Here is an 18,940-nt window from a genome sequence, read left to right as displayed (position 1 = left end):
TTATGCTTCACAACCTGCGTAATATAAATTTCTACGTCATGATCCTTCTGGATCTGATCATCTTCATAGGTGCATTTTACGGGGCCTATCTGTTCCGCTTTGATTTTAACCTGCCCGGCTATGCCCAGACCCAGTGCTTTGAGCTGCTCAAGTACACGCTGGTCATTAAATTCTCCGTTTTTCTGGGACTGGGGCTATACCGGGGCATGTGGCGGTACACCAGCCTGCGTGACCTCTGGCACATTCTGGAAGCCACTTTCCTGCAATCGCTGATCCTGATCACTGTAGTGCTCTACAAATTCGGTTTCGGCGGATTCTCGCGCGGTGTATTCATCATCGACTGGCTGCTGACCGTTTTCATGTGCGGCGGCATGCGGGTCATGATCCGTTCTTTTTATGCCATCAAGGACGGTAATTCCATCCAGCTTTCCCCGGAAAGCTGCCCGGTGAACGGCGAAAACGTCCTTATTATCGGGGCCGGACGGGCCGGGGAAAAAGTCGTCCGCGAAATCAGAAGCAGCGGACAGCTCAAATACCTGCCTATCGGCTTTCTGGACAATGACAAAAGCAAAAGAGGCCGGACCATTCACGGTGTTCCGGTGCTCGGACCACTTTCCGATATACAGGAGCTGGTAGCCAATAAATGCGTCAATGAGATCCTCATTGCCGTGGCCGAAGCTTCCGGTAAAGAAATGCGCGAAATTATCGACGCATGTAAGGAAACCGGACTGCCCTATAAAATCCTGCCCGGCATGGATGAAATCATCAACGGCAAGGTCGGCATCAAGGCCCTGCGCGATGTCAGCTATCAGGATTTACTTGGACGCGCCCCGGTACAGCTGGATTCCTCCGCCATCAGCGAATACCTTTCCGGCAAGACAGTGCTGGTTACAGGCTGTGGAGGCTCCATCGGTTCGGAGCTGGTCCGTCAGGTTGTGCGCTTTAATCCCGCCAAGCTCATTCTTGTGGATTCCAGCGAAGCGAACCTCTACGCCATCCAGATGGAACTGCACCACGAGCTTAATTTCCATGACTACGTAACAGTGCTCGGTTCTGTGCAGGACGAACTGCTCATGGATGAGACCTTTAATACTTACAAGCCGCACACCGTATTCCACGCTGCCGCCTACAAGCACGTTCCCATGATGGAGCGCAACCCGTGGCAGGCAGTGCACAACAACATCTGCGGGACCAAAAACGTCATGACCGCAGCGGATAAGCACGGTGTCGCCCGCTTTGTGACCGTATCCACGGACAAGGCCGTGCGCCCCACCAACATCATGGGTGCATCCAAGCGCGTGACCGAATTACTCATGCGCTTGTTCCACGACTCAGAGACCACCTTTATGGCTGTACGTTTCGGAAATGTTGTCGGTTCTTCCGGCTCCGTGGTTCCCCTTTTCCGCCGCCAGATTGAACGCGGCGGTCCGGTCACTGTCACCCACAAAGACGTGACCCGCTATTTCATGTCCATCTCCGAAGCGGCCCAACTTATTTTACAGGCCGGGGTCATGGCTGAAGGCGGGGAAATCTTCATCCTTGAAATGGGCGACCCGATCAAAATAGCCGACATGGCCCGCGACCTGATCCGGCTCTCCGGTAAGGAACCGGACAAAGACATTGAAATCATCTTTACCGGACTGCGTGAAGGCGAGAAACTCTACGAAGAACTTATCACCGAAGGTGAAGGAATTGTGCGCACCGAACATGACAAAATCATGGTCCTGAAAGGTGTTGAGAAAGACCTTGAAGCCTACTCCGCCTACTTCAAAAAACAGCTTTGCGAAATGAAAGAGGCAGCCGATAAATTCCAGGCCGAGGAAGTCAGAACCATGCTTCACGCAGCCGTGCCTGAATTTGATGAAGATTGCTAAGCCCGCCAAACCACTTACCGATCATAAATTATAAACATCCCGGAACTGCCGATAAACAACATAATCCGGCAGTTTTCCGGTTCTCCTGAACATGATCTTCGCCATACTGACACAGCACTCTGATTGACTGTTTGTTCAGAATAACGTAACAAACTCGCATCATGCTGAAAGAACTATTCACATCCAAAACTAGAATCAAACTGCTGCTCAAGCTGTTCCTCAACCCTGATGTTTCCTCTTATCTCAGGGAGTTAGCCGCAGAATTTGACGTTTCGCCCAATGCCATGAAAGAGGAATTGGACGGATTAAGTGAAGCGGGCTACCTGAACAAGAAAAAGGAAGGACGCTACATTTTCTACAACGCCAACTCTTCCCATCCTTTTTTTCCTGAAATCAGTTCCATTGTGCGTAAATATATCGGGATCGACCAGATTCTGGAATATATTCTCTCCACTATCGGCGATGTTGATTCAGTCTACATTCTTGATGATTACGCCAAGGGGATAGATTCAGGCATCATCGATGTACTCATCATCGGTAATGAGACCAATTCTGAACGTATCGGTGACCTTTGCAACAAGGCCGAGGAAGCGATAAAACGTAAGATCAGAATCATGGTCCTTGATACCAAGGAATTCGATAGAACCAGTGAAATTTATTTAAGACGACCCAATTGGAAGGTTGTCTAAGCAATATAAACTTGCATCAAAACATGGAGAATTAATCTCATGAATATTCCATTTATTGACCTTAAAAAGCAGTTTTCCCGGGTTGAAAAACAGGTCCGCGAAAACATGGATACTGTTCTTGATCATGGCGCCTATATCATGGGCCCTGAAATCCCGGCACTCGAAGAAAGACTGGCTGAGTACTGCGGCACAAAGCACGCTCTCGGCTGCGCTTCCGGAACAGACGCGCTGACTCTCGCGCTTATGTCTCTGGACGTAAAACCCGGTGACGCGATTTTCACCACTCCGTTCACCTTCTTCGCCACAGCAGAAACCATCGCCCTGACCGGTGCGACCCCGGTTTTCGTCGATATCGATCCGGTCACCTTCAACATCGACCCCGAAAAGCTCGATAAAACCATCGAAGCACTCAAAAGCGGCGACGGCAGCACTCCCCTGCCCAAAGTTGACGGTCTGACCGCAAAAGGCATCATCTCCGTTGATATTTTCGGTCTGCCCGCCGATTACGAAGCAATCAAAGCTGTTGCCGACAAACACGGCCTCTTCCTCATCGAAGACGCAGCGCAGAGCTTCGGCGGCGAATACAAAGGCAAACGCGCCTGCTCTCTGGGTGACATCACCTGCACCTCTTTCTTCCCCGCCAAGCCCCTGGGCTGCTACGGTGACGGCGGAATGTGTTTCACCGACGACGACGCACTGATCGAACGCCTGCGCTCACACCGTATCCACGGCATGGGCCCGGACCGTTACGACAACGTCCGTCTCGGCATCACCGGCCGTCTGGACTCCCTGCAGGCAGCAATCCTGCAGGCCAAATTCGACATTTTCCCTGAAGAAGTGGACCTGCGTGACAAGGTGGCAGACACCTACGCTAAGCTCCTCGACGGTATCGACGGCCTGACAGCTCCTTCCGTTCCCGAAGGATACCGCTCCGTATGGGCCCAGTACTGCCCGCTTGCCAAAGACAGCGAACACCGCTCACGCATTCAGGCCGCATTGCAGGAAAAGGGAATTCCTTCCCCGATCTACTACCCGATTCCGCTTCACCTCCAGACCGCTTTCAATGATCTCGGCTACAAAATGGGCGACTGCCCGATCAGTGAAGATGCAGCAAGCCGCATTTTCGCAATTCCCATGCACCCATACCTTGAAAGGGAACAGCAGGAATACATCGCCGACATCATCAGGAATGCCTAACGCATGAGCAAAACCCTGCTTGTCATCATTACAGATCGCCTTTCCCATATCATTGGGAAAGGCGAACTTATTGACCGCTACTACAATCCCGGCGGGGTCTTCAGTGACGTGCACATCCTGATGACCAATGATGACAGACCAGACCATGCTGCCCTGCAAAGGACCGTGGGTGACGCAAAGCTGACCCTGCACAATCTACCTTCGGGCATGGGACTGCTTGCCAGAACACTCTGGCGTCCCTGCATGCTTAAAAACTGGGCTGATCAGGCCGTGAAACTTGCCGAAGAAATCAAACCGGACCTCATCCGCTGCTACGGTAATTTCATAAACGGTTATGCGGCGGCCCGAATAAAGGATCAACTCGATATTCCCTTATTCGTTTCCCTGCACACCCAGCCGGACCAGACCCGGGCCAACCCGGAAGTGGATTTCAGAACCAAGGTCTTTTACGCCCTTTCTAAAAGTGTTGAAAAATACACCCTGCAAAGGGCCGACAAGGTCAGCTGCGTCTACGGCTCGATCCTGGATTATGCCAGAACCAAAGGGGCCAACGATCCTTTTGTTGCCTACAACGTAATCAACCCCGGAAAGATCGTCCGCAAAACGGATTACTGTTCATCCGGGCCGCTTAAGATTTTATATGTGGGGCGAGTCATTCCGGCAAAGAATCCCCTGAACATCATCCACGCACTGCAGGATTTCGATGCCGAGCTGACAGTTGTCGGCAGCGGCGGCAAAATTCAGGAAGCCGAAGAACTGGTGCGGGAGTTGAATCTGGAAGAAAAAGTACGTTTCATACCTTCCATGCCCAATGATGAACTCTGCCGGACCATGCACGAATATGATATTTTCGCCGGGCACTCCCAGTACAGCGAATTCCCCAAGACGGTGCTGGAAACATCCCTGTGCGGATTGCCCATTTTGTTTAATTCGCGTAGGGGGACACCTGTTCCTGAATTTGAAAATAACATAGCCAGAATGGTGGAAGATTCACCGTCCGGCTACCGTTCGGGAATTGAGTTTTATCGGAGTGAGGAAAACCGCGCCGAGTATGGTTCCAGAGCCGTCGGCTTTGCCGAAGATAATTGGAGTCCGGAACATGCGGAAAAAGTATTTGCAGATATCCACAGGGAACTAATCGGGCTATGAAAAAATCAATTCTGTTCATCACATACGATTTTCCGCCGATCCTTTCGCCGGAATCCATTCAGGTCCAGCGCAGGGCCTGTGCTTTGGCGCGCGGCGGACACCGGGTCCACGTCCTGACCTGCTGCGAAGATCCTGATTTCGAATTTCTGGACCAGCAGCTGTGCAAGGATCACGAGAACCTGACCATCCACCGGGTAAACAAACTTCCCGGTGAAAAATGGCTGCATTACCTTTGCGGAGGGCTGGAAGTCACCGACCGCAAATTCTGGTGGAAATTCCCTGCAGCCAAAATGGCAATCAACCTGATTAAAGAATTTCAGATTGACGCGCTCTACACCCATTCCTCCCCGCTGGTGAACCATCTGGCAGGTCTGGCTGTGAAAGAAACTGACCGCAACCTGCAATGGACCGCACATTTTTCCGATCCCTGGACACTTAATCCGTACCTTACATACCGGACAGGTCTTCAGCGTAAGATCAACCGGATGTACGAGCGCACAGTAATTTCAAGAGCCGACACCATCACCGTCACCTCTGAAAAGACCAAAGAGCTTTTCGTGAAGGGCTTGAATGCGGATCAGGACAAGATCAAAGTCCTGCCCCATGTCTTTGACCCGACCCTTTACACCCGCAGACTGAACGACCCTGATAAGAAAATCATCGCCCACACCGGGAATATTTACGGACTGCGTTCCGCAGCACCGCTCATCGAGGCGGTCAGCAAGGTTCAGCCGAAGAATCTTGAGTTCCATTTTTACGGCCGCATGAAGGATGATGAACGCCAGCTGGCAGAACGCAAATGCCCGGAGCAGATCAAATTCTTTAATCCAGTTCCTTATCTGGATTCAATTAAAGTCCTTTCGGAAGCGGACATCCTCCTGGTCATCGATGCCCCGCTCAAGGATTCACCGTTCTTTCCTTCCAAACTCGCCGATTACATCGGCGCGGGCAAACCGGTTGTGGCCTTAACCCCGCTCTCTTCAACCACTACCCAGATAGTGCGTGACATCCAAAAAGAGCTGCTGGTAGCCGACAGCGCCGATGTGCCTTCCATCGCCGCCCTTGTTCGCAGGCTGGACTCAACAGAGCCCGCCCCTTTGCGTGAGGAAGGAAAGAATTACTACAACATGAACAACAGCTATAAAAACATTCGCGAGTCTCTTTTCAATGAATAATGCCAAGATACTTATCACCGGCGGCGCAGGTGCCATCGGGTTGAATTTAATACAGCGGATGATCAAGGCCGGAGTCGGCGAGATCATGGTTATCGACAACCTTTCTTCCGGCTACAAAAACTACCTGCCGGATGACAGTCGCATTACTTTTATTAAAGCCGATATCGGGGAAATTGATTCCTACGGCAAGGAAATGGACGAGTTCAAACCGGACTACGTTTTCCATCTGGCGGCCCATTTCGCCAACCAGAATTCCGTGGACCATCCCTTCAAGGATGTGCAGGCCAATATCATCGGGACCATGAACCTGCTGGAAATCTGCAAAAAGAATAAGGGACTGAAGAAATTCGTCTACACCTCTTCCTCATGCGTATACGGCAACGCCGCCATCATGAGCGAGGATGACTACATCTATCCCCACGAAACACCATACGCCATCAACAAATACACTGCCGAACTGTACGTGAAGTACTACGCTTCCATGTACCAGCTTCCCGCAGTCTCCATCCGGGTCTTCAACACCTACGGTCCCTATGAGCCGCATGGTCCCTACCGCAATGTAATCCCCAATTTCATTGTCCGAGCCATCAAGGGCGAACCGCTTTACATCACCGGGGACGGCACTGAAACCCGCGATTTCACCTTTGTGGGCAACACGGCACAGCTGCTGACCCTTGCCGCGCTTTCCGAAGTTGCGGACGGCGATATTTTCAACGGCGGAACAGGCAAACCGACCCAGATCATTGACCTGGCAAAGATGATCATCGAATACACCGGATCATCGTCTGAAATCGTGTTCAAGGAAAGACGCAACTGGGACGCGGTTAAAGACCGCCTCTCCGATATTTCCAAATCATGGAAAGTACTCGGCTACGAGCCGGAAGTCCCGCTTGCGGAGGGTCTGAAGACCACTGTGGACTGGTACATGAATGATTACGAGATTGAAGATTAAACGATGTACAAAACAATTCTGGCGATACTGACTCCGACACAAAAAAAAGGCCTCGTAAGCCTCGTTTTTGTGTCCATAGTCATTTCCTGCATTGAAACTGTAGGGATTTCAGCAATCCTGCCGTTCATTACTCTGGCTAACGATTTCACCCTTGCCCAGAGCAATGAATATTATGCCTATGTCTACAACCTGCTCGGGTTTGGCAGCGAAAAAGAATTTGTTGTCATTTTCGGACTGGCGCTGGTTTCATTCTACCTTGTCAGGGGATTGATAAACCTGGGATACATCTACCTGATCCAGAACTTCGCCCAAGGGGTTTTCCACAGCCTTTCCACAAAGCTGTTTTCCAACTACATGCATATCAAATATCAGGATATGCTGAAGCGTAACACTTCCGACCTGACCAAGAACCTCGTTTCCGAGGCCCAGTATGCAGGGGGATATTACTATTCTCTGCTGCTGTTCATCTCCGAGATATTCGTTGCCAGCTTCCTGTACGCCACCCTGCTTTTCGTGGACTACAAGATCACGCTGGCCATCACCCTTTTTCTGGGCTGCATGGTTCTTTTTCTGGTTAAAACTATTTCTACACTGATCAAGAAAGAAGGCCTTAAACGCAACGAATACCAGCATGTTTTCTACCGCATAATCAACGAGTCATTCGGTAACCTGAAGTTCATCAAGCTGCTTTCCTGCGAAGAACCATCCGTCAAAGGACTGGACGATGCCGGGAAGGGCTTTGCCCGGGCAATGGTCATGAATGCCACCTACAATACAGTCCCGCGCCTTTCCCTTGAATGCATCGGATTTTCGCTGCTAATCGCGGCTATTGTCTGCGCCATCCATTACGACATGCAGGTGCAGCAGATCATCCCCATCCTTTCACTCTACGCGCTGGCCATGTACCGGTTGCTGCCTTCGGTGAATAGGATGCTCAGCAGCTTCAATAACATGCTTTATTACAATAAAACGCTGGAACTCATCCACGCGGATTACCAGATAGATACCCACAAGCTCGGCTCCGGGCCGCTGGAATTTGATAAAGAAATCTCACTGTGCAAGCTCGGATTCAAGTACGGTGAAGATGAAAAAGAAGTGCTTGCCAACATCGACCTGACCATCCCTAAAGGCGAGAAAACCGCCCTTATCGGGGAAAGCGGAGCCGGGAAAAGCACTCTTGCGGACATAATTATCGGCATGTACACCTCCTTTTCCGGCGATTTCACAGTCGATGGAACCGGGCTGACCGAAGCGAACATGCTCAGCTGGAGAAAGAAGATCGGCTACATTCCGCAGTCCATTTATCTTTTCGACTCCAGTGTGGCCGAAAATGTTGTCTTCGGACGCGAGTATGACGAAGCCGCTCTTAAGGATGCTCTGGATAAAGCCGAACTGACCCCGTTTCTGGAAAAGAACCAAGGACTGGAAACCCCGGTCGGCGAGGACGGTTCACACCTTTCCGGTGGTCAGAAGCAGCGCATAGCAATAGCCCGCGCCCTGTACGGCAACCCGGACCTGCTGGTCCTTGATGAAGCCACTTCCGCCTTGGACAAAGATACCGAGGAAAGGATCATGCAACATATTTTTAAAGTGAGCGAGGGCAGAACCCTGCTCATTATTGCACACCGTCTCTCAACCATCGAGCGGTGCGACAAAGTATATAAAATTGAAGACCGGGGCATCAGCCTTGTTGAAGATAAAACCAGCCTCAAAGGTTAAGAGGAGAATATAATGTTTAATGGAAAAACTATTCTGATTACTGGCGGAACAGGCTCTTTCGGGCACAAATGCACTGAAATGATCCTTAAAAACTATTCTCCCCAGAGATTGATCATCTACAGCCGCGACGAATACAAACAATATGAAATGTCACGCAAATTCTCCGACAAGGAATTTCCCTGCATGCGTTATTTCATCGGTGACGTGCGCGACAAGGAAAGGCTCTACCGCGCTTTTCGCGGTGTTGATTTCGTAATCCACGCCGCTGCCATGAAGCAGGTTCCCGCTTCCGAGTACAACCCTTTTGAAGCGATCAAAACCAACGTTCTCGGCGCGCAGAACATCATCAACACCGCCATTGACGTAGGTGTAAAAAAAGTCATCGCCCTGAGCACCGACAAAGCGGTCAGCCCCGTTAACCTCTACGGCGCGACCAAACTCTGCTCCGATAAACTCTTTGTAGCCGGTAACCTCTACGCAGGTTCCGGTGACACCAAATTCAGCGTCGTCCGCTACGGTAACGTTGTGGGCAGCCGCGGCAGTGTTATCCCGCTCTTCCTCAAGCAGCGCGAAAGCGGAACCCTGACCATCACCGATCCGCGCATGACCCGCTTCTGGACCACCCTTGAAGATGCGGTACAGTTTGTTCTGGACGGCTTTGAGAAAATGGTCGGCGGTGAAATTTTCGTTCAGAAAATTCCGAGCATGAAGATCACCGATCTGGCATCAGCCATGGGACCGGATTGTGAACAGAAGGTCATCGGTATCCGTCCCGGCGAAAAGCTGCACGAGATGATGATTTCCATTGATGACGCCCGTAACACCGCGGAATTCGACGGCTACTACGTTATCAAGCCGGACACCGGATTCATGACCAAGCAGGCGGACATGATCGGCGGCGAACCCGTTGCCGAAGATTTTGTCTACACTTCCGACAGCAACGTCGACTGGGTGGATGAAGCAGGTCTGATCGAAATGGTTTCAACCCTGAAAATCGATAAATAGGCACTTTCCATGGGCGCATCCAAGAACATTCCATATGGCCGCCAGTGCATAGACGGACAGGATCTCAAAGCTGTGACAGATGCTTTGACTTCCGGCTGGCTGACCACAGGTCCCAAAGTAGCGGAATTTGAACAAACTGTGGCTGAAATGTCCGGAGCAGCTCATGGCGTGGCTGTCAACAGCGGCACAGCAGCCCTGCATGCGGCCATGTACGCATTTGATATCAAGGAAGGGGATGAGGTTATCGTCCCCCCCATGACCTTTGCGGCCTCCGCCAACTGTGTAGCCTACATGAAAGCGACCCCGGTCTTCGCCGATGTCGACCCTGAGACACTGCTCATCGACCCGGCAGAGGTGGAGAAAAAGATCACTCCCAGGACCAGGGGAATCATCGCGGTTGATTATGCCGGACAGCCCTGCGATTACGCTGCGTTACGTAAAATTGCCGACAAGCACGGAATTTTTCTGGCAGCAGACGGTTGCCATTCCATCGGCGGCAGCCTGCACGACAAAAAAGTCGGTACGCTGGCAGACATCACCCTGTACAGCTTCCATCCGGTCAAGCACATGACTACCGGGGAAGGCGGCATGGCCGTGACCGATAACGCCGAATACGACAAGCGCATGCGCATTTTCCGCAATCACGGCATCACCGCTGATTTCAGGCAGCGCGACGGCTGGTTCTATGAAATGCAGGACCTCGGCTTCAACTACCGCATCACCGATTTCCAGTGCGCACTGGGCTTGAGCCAGCTTTCCAGACTCCCGGAATGGATTGCCAGAAGGCGTGAAATAGCCGCAATGTATGATCGTGAATTCGCAGAGATGGAAGGACTTTCCCCCCTTGGCAAGCAGGACGGAGCAAAGCACGCCTACCATCTTTACGTGATCAACCTGCAAGGCGAAAACCGCAGCGAGAAGCGTAAACAGGTCTTCAACTACCTGCGTGAACACGACCTCGGCGTACAGGTCCATTACATCCCGGTCCATCTGCACCCCTACTACAAAGACAACTTCGGAACCCATGAAGGGCTATGCCCCGTTGCCGAGGAAGCATACAAGGGACTGATTTCCCTGCCCATGTTCCCGCTCATGGAAGACGAAGATGTTAAGTACGTGGTTGAAACGGTAAAGAAAGCATTGGCTGAGGTTTAAGCCATGAATATCGCGATCATTCCGGCCAGAGGCGGCAGCAAACGCATCAAGAACAAGAATATTAAGGAATTCGCGGGCAAGCCGATTCTTTACTATTCCATTGCCGCCGCCCTTGAAAGCGGACTGTTCGATAAAGTCATTGTCTCCACAGACTCTGACTCAATCGCCACCGTTGCAGAGGAATGCGGGGCAACTGTCCCTTTCCGCCGCCCTGAAGAGCTTTCCGACGACCACACCCCCACAGCCCCGGTGCTGCTGCATGCAATTGAGTGGGCGATCGATAAGGGCATGGACGTGCAGAACGGTTGCTGCATCTACCCCACCGCGCCCTTTGTGCGCTCCTCCGACCTGCAAAAAGGGCTGGAGCTGCTGCAGGAAAACAATGCCCATTCCACATTCTCTGTGACCAGTTTTCCTTTTCCCATTCAACGGGCGTTGAAGATCAATGATCGCGGATACACTGAAATGTTCTGGCCTGAACATGAGAATACCCGTTCACAGGATCTCCCCGAAGCCTATCATGATGCCGGACAGTTCTACTGGGTAAACTGCGACAGGTTCCGCAAGAATCCGCAGCTCTATTCCAGCGAAACACTTCCGGTTATCCTCCCCCGCAATCTGGTGCAGGATATTGATACCCTCGAAGACTGGGAAACCGCCGAACTAAAATTTGAAATTTTAAAGAAAAGTGCCCGATAACAAGACTGCATCAACACTGAAAACCCTGCTGATTCGTGCAGACGCAAACTCCAGCATCGGCATAGGTCATGTCATGCGCTGTCTGGCTTTGGCCGAGGAATGGATCTCCGGAGGCGGGGATGCAATCCTTGCAGGCAACATTTCGAATCCGGCCCTGCTGGAAACGGTCGCTAAATTTGGTTTGAAGTTCGTACCTATCGAGACTTCCTACCCCGATTCCAAGCTGGATGCTGAGCAGCTGATAAAAATCGCGGGAACTCTCGCCGCTGGCAGCTGGATCGTTCTGGACGGCTACTTTCTCGATGCCGGGTATCAAAATACAATCAGAAAAGCGCACCCGAATACGCTGGTAATGGATGATTACAATCATCTGGATGAGTATACCTGCGCAGTCCTGCTCAACCAGAACCTCGGCTCCGAAAGCATCAAGTACAAAATTAATCCCGATGCCCGGATTCTTGCCGGAGTGCAGTACACAATGCTGCGCAACGAATTCCGCATGGCTGCCCGAAACAAGCCCGAAACTACGGAAAATAAATTCAATATCCTGATCAGCATGGGCGGTGCGGACGCCAAAAACAGTACCGCCACCATCCTGAAAGCGTTGGAAGAAGTCCCGGCAGACATCAGGGTCAAAGTTATTGCCGGTCCGGCCAATCCCCATCTTGATAACCTGTACGAGCTTGCCGAAACTTCTGTCCATAACATTGAAATCAAATCCAACGTCAGTAACATGGCTGAACTCATCGCCGCCAGTGATCTGTTTATCGGGGCCGGAGGCTCTTCCTGCTGGGAAGTCTGCTGTATCGGCAGGCCGCTGATCATCATCACCACCGCCGACAACCAGCTCCGAATCGCCGAGCAATTGCAGGCGGCAGGAGCTGCTCTTTATCTTGGCGGAGATGAATCCGTTGAACAAATACAGATCACAAACGCAGTAAAAAACATCATCAAAGACTCCGAAAAGCAGCAAACCCTTGCACAGAATGGACATAAACTGGTCGACGGAAACGGCGTTTCCCGGATCATAAATTTTTTAAACAGAGCTTAAAAGGCATCGTCATGGCGCATAAAATACTATTTCTCGGCTACGATAAAAGCCGTACCTGCCTGATTAAAGAGCTGGAAAAACATGGCTGCACAGTAGACCAGACCGCGCTAAAACTTGATTGGGATAAAGACTACAATGACTACAACCTGATCATTTCATTCGGTTACAGCCACATAATTCCTGTTGGATTTCTGGAGAAGCACCCCCGGAAAACAATCAACCTGCACATCTCTTATCTGCCGTTCAACCGCGGGGCGCATCCTAATTTCTGGGCATTTTATGACGGAACTCCCCACGGAGTGACTATCCACGAAGTTGATCAGGGAGTGGACACAGGCGATATTATCTATCAAAAAAAGGTTTCTTTTACTGATGAAAAGAACTTCGCTGAAACTTATGCCCGGTTGATTTCCGAGATCGAACAGCTTTTCATTGAAAACATTCCCGCTTTATTGGCAGGAAACTACACCCCCGCCCAACAGCAGGGCGAGGGAACCTATCATAAATTATCCGACCTGCCGGAGTTTGACGGCGGTTGGGAAGCGGATATTGAAGCGACAATTTCAGCATTAAAAATGAGCAAAGGCAGGTAGAAAATGAGCACTATTTCTATTAACGGACGCCTCATTGGGCCGGACCATCCCGTATATATCATTGCCGAAATGTCGGCCAACCATAACCAGAATTTTGATGCCGCAGTGGAACTCATCCACATCGCCAAAGAATGCGGGGTCGATGCCATCAAGTTGCAGACCTACACCCCGGACACCCTGACCCTGAACTGCGACAACGAATATTTCAAAATCGGCAAGGGAACCCTCTGGGAAGGGCGCACCCTGCATGATCTCTACGGCGAAGCCATGACCCCCTGGGAATGGCAGCCGAAGCTCATGAAGATCGCCAATGAGCTGGGACTGGACCTGTTTTCCACTCCTTTTGATGCTACTGCGGTGGACTTTCTGGAAGAAATGGACGTTCCTGTGCACAAGATCGCTTCCTTTGAAATCGTCGATATCCCGCTGATCAAGAAGATTGCCGCCACCGGGAAACCGGTTATCATGTCCACCGGGATGTCCACTTTATCAGAGATTGACGAGGCTGTTTCCGCTTTCCGCAAAGCGGGCGGTAAAGAACTGCTGCTGCTCAAGTGCACCAGTGCTTACCCCGCGCCGCCAGAATCCATGAACCTGAAAACAATCCAGAACATGCAGCAGACTTTCGGCCTGCCCTGCGGTCTTTCCGACCATTCCATGGGCATTGAAATTCCGGTAGCGGCTGTGGCTCTGGGCGCATGCGTCATTGAAAAGCACTTCATCAAAGCCCGCTCAGACGGCGGACCGGACAGTGCTTTTTCACTGGAAGCACCGGAACTGAAAGCAATGGTCGAAGCCATCCGCAACACAGAAAAAGCGTTGGGCAGGGTCAACTACCAGATCACTGAAAAGGAAAACGCCGGGAAAATTTTCCGTAAATCTATTTTCATCAGCACAGATGCTGCCGAAGGGGATGCGGTCAGCGCGGAAAATATCCGCTGCGTCCGTCCGGGATACGGACTTCATACCCGCCACTATGAAGAATTGATCGGCAGGAAATTCAGGAAAGCCGTAAAAGCAGGAACCCCGCTCTCTTGGGATCTCGTCATTTAGCAGCAGATGCAGAAGGATAAATCAATGAACAAGCCGACAATTTTATTTCTCAGCCGCGCCAGATGTGATGCTTTCTTTATTGAAATCATCAACAATCTCAAGCAGGACTACAACATCGTCGTTGCCGTTACCGATGAAAACAGAGCACTTTATGCTGCGGTTGAAGGCATTGCCCTTGAAGACTGGCATGACGAAGCGATCAACAAAGCGGAGATTGAAAAGCTGACCGCCGGACAGTTGGAACAGGTAAAAGAGATTGAAAAGACCCTCGGCATGAACTGCTACAATTTCAATATCAACTACTTCCTGTATGAAAAATTCGTTAACCGCTACGCCAACGACCATAAAAACAAAGCCGCAAACGCGATAACTCCGCAACGTCTGTTACTCGACTACAACCTGCTGGACGCTATCATCAAGAAGCATAACGTCAAATATGCCTTTTTCGAAACCGTCGATCTGCTGAACACCACAATTCTTACCGCAATGGCCAAGCAGGGAATTATCAGGCAGGCCTTTGCCCACGAAATCAACCCCATCGGTGGTGAAATGCGGGTCAGGATAGTCTCGGGCCAGTACAGAAGAAGTACTAAGCTGGAACAGATCCTGAAGAATGACCAGATCAGTGCAGAAAGCATGAAATGGGCTGAACAGGCTGTGGCCAAGTACAGGACAGAAAAGCCCCAGACCGGATATGATGCCTATCACGCCAAGATGGGCGAAAAAATGCTGCCCTACAGCCCGAAGGAGTTTATCAGCAAGATCAAAAGATCTCTACATGGGGAATCCCTTTTTCCCGCTCTCATCAGGCTGAAAAACCGTCTGCTTTCAAAAAAATATTTTTCAAATGAACTGCCTGAAGGAAAAATTGTTTCCTATTTCCTACAGCTGACACCGGAAGCGACCATGTGTTCGCAGGTTCCTGAATTTGCCAATCAGGAACACATGCTGGAACAGATAGCCATCCACGGAAAGTACGGCTACACCGTTGTAATCAAGGAACATCCGGCAGGGTTCGGCAACAGGCCGCCTTCTTTTTACCGTGAACTCGTAAACCTGCCCAACGTGGTTATGCTGGCTCCTTCTTTTCCTACCCGCGAAGTAATACTGCGCAGTGAGGCAGTTGTGGTTGCCACCGGAACGTCTCCCGGCCTAGAAAGCATTGCCACCAACGTTCCGGTTATCTGTCTGGGCAATCCTTATTTCAACCTGTGCAAAAACACGGTCAGCATCGAGCATCCCCGTCAGGTCTGGGATGTAATAGAATCCATCAAGGCCGATTCGGCGGAAACAGTCAGATTCGTAGCCGGGCTGCATCAGGCTTCCTACGAATATTCCAACTACGTTTCCAAAGAAGAATTCATGGTCCGCAAAAACTGCGGGGAGCTGGTCGCCAAGGGACTGGCTGATGAAATTGCACTATACGAATCCGGGGAACTGAAATGATCTGGGGACCGCTCCTGAGACCATATAAAAACCGCTACGCCGCTAGGCTGATGCGCGAGTTGGTGCACCGCACCGATCCTGCCGGATATTTCGCAGGCTACATGTCCAAGCAGCAGAATCCACTGGGGCGGGCCGCCTACACCCTGACCTTCGACTTTGACTTTGAAAAGGACATTGAAGCATTTCCCTACCTGCTGGATATGCTCAAAAAATATGACATTCAGGCCGGGCTGGCGGTTATCGGAAAATTTGTGGAAAAGTACCCTGATATCCACAAACGGGCTGTGGATGAAGGGCATGAAATCATCAACCACACTTACACCCACCCGGATAACCCGCACTGGGCACCGGACCGTTTTTTCAACAGGCTCAGCTACGCAGAGCAGAAGGAAGAAGCTGCTAAAGCGCACGAAGTTTTCTCCCGGATTCTAAATGTGGAATGTATCGGGTTCAGGACTCCGCATTACGGAAACCTTCATACCGACAGCGTCTACCCCATCCTTGCCGAACTGGGCTACAAGTACAGCAGCTCCACCGCTGCCTGCGGTTACAAGGGCTACGCCGCCCCGTCACTGCATTCCCACGGCATCACCGAGATACCTACAGGATGCAGCCTCAACTTCCCGCTGGCCATTTTCGATTCATGGAATATGCTGCGCAAAAAGAATCCCTTTCTCGGTGACGACGAGCTGTTCAAAAAAGAATTCTCGGACACAATCAAAGTTGTGGCGGAAAAGGAACTCTACCTGACCCACTACTTTGACCCTTACGATATAATAAACAACAATAAATTAGAGCATATACTTTCAACTCTGGCCTCGAACCAGATTAGCACCATCAACTATCGGGACCTCTTCAAATAAAGGGCTCGTTGACAGTTTGTTCAGTTTTATCTAACAAAGAAGTGAAGAAAAATAGGCCGTATAAGCTTATAAGGATGTAGAAGGAGCCGGGATGAAAGCCATTTTTAAAGACAGCTTTTCCATATTCATCAGGAAAGATTCAGCCTTGGAACAGCTGCTTTATGTATACAATTCCAAGTTCAGGTTTAAGAAGTTGATGAATATTTTTTCATCAAAATTAAACCGTTACATAAAGTATACAGGCCGCCTGCCCTATTACCCCACACAGGTTTCCATTGAACCGACCACAGCCTGTAACTACCGCTGTCCTTCCTGTTTCCACGGAATCGAAGGCGGTAAGGAACACCTGAAAAAACGTGACCGCTTCATGGACTTCGATAAATACAAGAAATTTATCGACGAGATTCATGAACACGTCTGGATGATCTCCCTTACCGGATGCGGGGAAAGCTTTCTGCACCCCAACATCTATGAAATGCTCGGCTATGCCTCGGAAAAGGGTCTGGCCGTTACCCTTGAACACAACGGCAGCGTCTTCGACCCGCAAAAGCTGGCCGATACCGAACTCAACAAAGTTCACTTTGGTGTCGATTGCACCACTCAAGACAGCTATTCCAAGTACAGAATCGGTGGCAACATTGAAAAAGTGCTTGAGAAAGTAACCCGCTACTGCGAGATACTGGAATCCCGTGAAGAGCGTCCGGCGGTCCATCTGCGCTTTCTGGTCAACAGATACACCGAAGACGATGCCGGAAAGCTTGAGGAGATGTTCAGCAGATTTGATTTCGTCAAGATTTACTACGATGCTTTCATCATCCCTTCCCCGGACTTGAAAACACTCATGGAATTACCCTCCACCACGACTCTGGATAATTTCGAAGAGTGGCATCCCCGCAAAATGGGCCAGTACAATATTTATAGATACGACAAAGAGACTGACTCAATGCGTGACATGAACCTGCTTAACGCGCCCGCAGGAACCTGCCCCGGAGTTTACGGGGGAGCCATGCTTAACACCGACGGTTCCATCTATCCCTGCTGTGTTGCGCACTCGGCCATGCCGCAGGAGCTTTGCTACGGGAACGCTTTTGAGCAGGGCTTCTTCGAAACGTGGAACAGCAAAAAAGCGCGCACCTTCCGCAGCAACTACAAAAAGAACAAGGGCAGCTACGGTTTCTGTAAGAACTGCCCAAGCGGGCGCAGCTGATCAGCAGCTTTAAATTCGCCACACGCTCAGGAAATAAATTTCCCTCTCATATAAAAGAACATACGCCAGAATGAATACAAATATTACTTTCAGCAAAGAACGCCCCGCAGACTGGGACTCATGGAACAATGCGGTATGCAGCAGCTCTCCCTACTACCAAAGCTCCGGCTATGCCCATGTGCTGTACACCAAGGAAAAGACCGAGCCTTATTACATCCGGCTGCTGATCAGGGGACGGGTTGCCGGACAGGCACTGCTGCTCAAAAGATATTACTACGATCAGGTCAAACAGAAGAAGAAAGTACCTTTCCCTTACTTCGAGTCCGTGCACGGTCCTGTGTTTGCTCCGGATGTGAGTGACGCCGATATTGCAAAGGTCTTCAAGTACATAAATATGCTGGCCCTGAAACACGTGGCTACGCATGTAAGACTGATCCCACCATATTTCCCCGGCGACCGAATCATGCCCGAAGCTGAGATTAAATCCTGCGGCTATACGGTCCAAAAATGGGGCACATATTTTCTCGATCTGGAACGATCCGCAGAAGACATCTTCAAAAGCTTCTCCTGCAAGGTAAGAAACACAATCAGGAAGGCGGACAAAAAAGGAGCCTGCGTCAAAAAAATTGAACGCTGGGATGAGTATTGCGATCTATACGTTCCCACTTTCAACATGATCAAAGAAACCACTGCCGCCAACCGTTTCGCAGCCTGCCCTGAGGACTGGACCGAGAATGTCGCACAGGGGGCGCACTATTACCTGACCATGAAAGACGGCCAGCCTTTGGCCTGCCTCGGGGTACAGACCCTAAGCAAGGGAGCGCACGCTTTCGGCTACGGCATTGCCCCGGAAGCCATGAAGCAGGGGATTCCCGCTCAGGACGCACTGCATTGGGCGGCTATTAATGATGCCTGTCGTTTGGGTTTGAAATATTTTGACTTCGCCGGAGTGAACCCCGCGCCCGGCACGCCGAAAGAAGAAGGGATACGGTTCTTCAAAAAGAAATGGGGCGGTGATTACCGCGAATATCCCATCTGCATCAAGGACCTCATTCCTTTCAGGCAGGATGTTTCTAAGTACATAAAACGAATTTTAAGCGGAACTTAAGCAAT

General features: G+C 50.7%; 17 protein-coding genes. All 17 read left to right on the top strand.

From position 1 onward, the window contains the following. Positions 1–2 precede the first annotated feature (2 nt). The 17 genes from ACNI29_RS08305 (at position 3) to ACNI29_RS08225 (ending at position 18,935) form a co-directional block, all read left to right on the top strand. Complete coding sequence (locus ACNI29_RS08305) at positions 3–1,874, top strand: polysaccharide biosynthesis protein (RefSeq protein WP_419781736.1); 1,872 nt, start codon at positions 3–5, stop codon at positions 1,872–1,874. A 161-nt stretch (positions 1,875–2,035) separates the two neighbouring features. Then, the gene (locus tag ACNI29_RS08300; RefSeq protein ID WP_419781735.1) at positions 2,036–2,563 is read left to right on the top strand and encodes a winged helix-turn-helix domain-containing protein; all 528 of its coding nucleotides are present in this window, start codon (positions 2,036–2,038) and stop codon (positions 2,561–2,563) included. Between the two features lie 39 nt (positions 2,564–2,602). Further along, on the top strand, positions 2,603–3,760 hold the full coding sequence (locus ACNI29_RS08295; protein WP_419781734.1) for a DegT/DnrJ/EryC1/StrS family aminotransferase: 1,158 nt from the start codon (positions 2,603–2,605) through the stop codon (positions 3,758–3,760). Between the two features lie 3 nt (positions 3,761–3,763). Next, a complete protein-coding gene (locus ACNI29_RS08290) occupies positions 3,764–4,909 on the top strand; it encodes a glycosyltransferase (protein ID WP_419781733.1) in 1,146 nt (381 codons plus the stop codon). Beyond that, a complete protein-coding gene (locus ACNI29_RS08285) occupies positions 4,906–6,084 on the top strand; it encodes a glycosyltransferase family 4 protein (protein WP_419781732.1) in 1,179 nt (392 codons plus the stop codon). Before ACNI29_RS08290 ends, ACNI29_RS08285 begins: the two co-directional genes overlap by 4 nt. Continuing rightward, on the top strand, positions 6,077–7,036 hold the full coding sequence (locus ACNI29_RS08280; protein ID WP_419781731.1) for an NAD-dependent epimerase/dehydratase family protein: 960 nt from the start codon (positions 6,077–6,079) through the stop codon (positions 7,034–7,036). Before ACNI29_RS08285 ends, ACNI29_RS08280 begins: the two co-directional genes overlap by 8 nt. A gap of 3 nt (positions 7,037–7,039) precedes the next feature. Continuing rightward, positions 7,040–8,755, top strand: a complete 1,716-nt coding sequence (locus tag ACNI29_RS08275) for an ABC transporter ATP-binding protein/permease (protein WP_419781730.1) — start codon at positions 7,040–7,042, stop codon at positions 8,753–8,755. A 12-nt stretch (positions 8,756–8,767) separates the two neighbouring features. Further along, entirely contained in the window at positions 8,768–9,760 is a 993-nt protein-coding gene (gene pseB, locus ACNI29_RS08270) for a UDP-N-acetylglucosamine 4,6-dehydratase (inverting) (RefSeq protein ID WP_419781729.1), read from the top strand. Between the two features lie 9 nt (positions 9,761–9,769). After that, on the top strand, positions 9,770–10,915 hold the full coding sequence (gene pseC, locus ACNI29_RS08265) for a UDP-4-amino-4,6-dideoxy-N-acetyl-beta-L-altrosamine transaminase (protein ID WP_419781728.1): 1,146 nt from the start codon (positions 9,770–9,772) through the stop codon (positions 10,913–10,915). A 3-nt stretch (positions 10,916–10,918) separates the two neighbouring features. Then, on the top strand, positions 10,919–11,614 hold the full coding sequence (gene pseF / locus ACNI29_RS08260; RefSeq protein ID WP_419781727.1) for a pseudaminic acid cytidylyltransferase: 696 nt from the start codon (positions 10,919–10,921) through the stop codon (positions 11,612–11,614). Beyond that, a complete protein-coding gene (gene pseG, locus ACNI29_RS08255) occupies positions 11,604–12,665 on the top strand; it encodes a UDP-2,4-diacetamido-2,4,6-trideoxy-beta-L-altropyranose hydrolase (RefSeq protein WP_419781726.1) in 1,062 nt (353 codons plus the stop codon). The genes pseF and pseG overlap by 11 nt, the downstream gene beginning before the upstream one ends. Before the next feature lie 11 nt (positions 12,666–12,676). After that, positions 12,677–13,258, top strand: coding sequence for a formyl transferase (locus ACNI29_RS08250; RefSeq protein WP_419781725.1), 582 nt, complete (start codon positions 12,677–12,679; stop codon positions 13,256–13,258). Positions 13,259–13,261: 3 nt separating this feature from the next. Further along, positions 13,262–14,311 (top strand): pseudaminic acid synthase, encoded by a 1,050-nt coding sequence (gene pseI / locus ACNI29_RS08245; protein ID WP_419781724.1) that lies wholly within the window; start codon positions 13,262–13,264, stop codon positions 14,309–14,311. Positions 14,312–14,335: 24 nt separating this feature from the next. Then, positions 14,336–15,757: a capsular polysaccharide export protein, LipB/KpsS family gene (locus tag ACNI29_RS08240; RefSeq protein ID WP_419781723.1), complete on the top strand. Its 1,422-nt coding sequence runs from the start codon at positions 14,336–14,338 to the stop codon at positions 15,755–15,757. Then, entirely contained in the window at positions 15,754–16,620 is an 867-nt protein-coding gene (locus ACNI29_RS08235) for a polysaccharide deacetylase family protein (RefSeq protein ID WP_419781722.1), read from the top strand. The genes ACNI29_RS08240 and ACNI29_RS08235 overlap by 4 nt, the downstream gene beginning before the upstream one ends. Before the next feature lie 91 nt (positions 16,621–16,711). Further along, positions 16,712–17,827 carry a radical SAM protein gene (locus ACNI29_RS08230; RefSeq protein ID WP_419781721.1) on the top strand — a complete coding sequence of 372 codons (1,116 nt, stop codon included), beginning with the start codon at positions 16,712–16,714 and terminating at the stop codon, positions 17,825–17,827. Between the two features lie 70 nt (positions 17,828–17,897). After that, positions 17,898–18,935, top strand: a complete 1,038-nt coding sequence (locus tag ACNI29_RS08225; RefSeq protein ID WP_419781720.1) for a lipid II:glycine glycyltransferase FemX — start codon at positions 17,898–17,900, stop codon at positions 18,933–18,935. Positions 18,936–18,940: the final 5 nt, after the last annotated feature.

The organism is Maridesulfovibrio spiralis (SeqCode) (assembly GCF_048571135.1).
In the GTDB taxonomy this organism is placed as follows: Bacteria; Desulfobacterota; Desulfovibrionia; order Desulfovibrionales; family Desulfovibrionaceae; genus Maridesulfovibrio; species Maridesulfovibrio spiralis.
The sequence above is the reverse complement of the archived record's forward strand: the minus strand, read 5'-3'. Positions and strand labels throughout refer to the sequence as shown.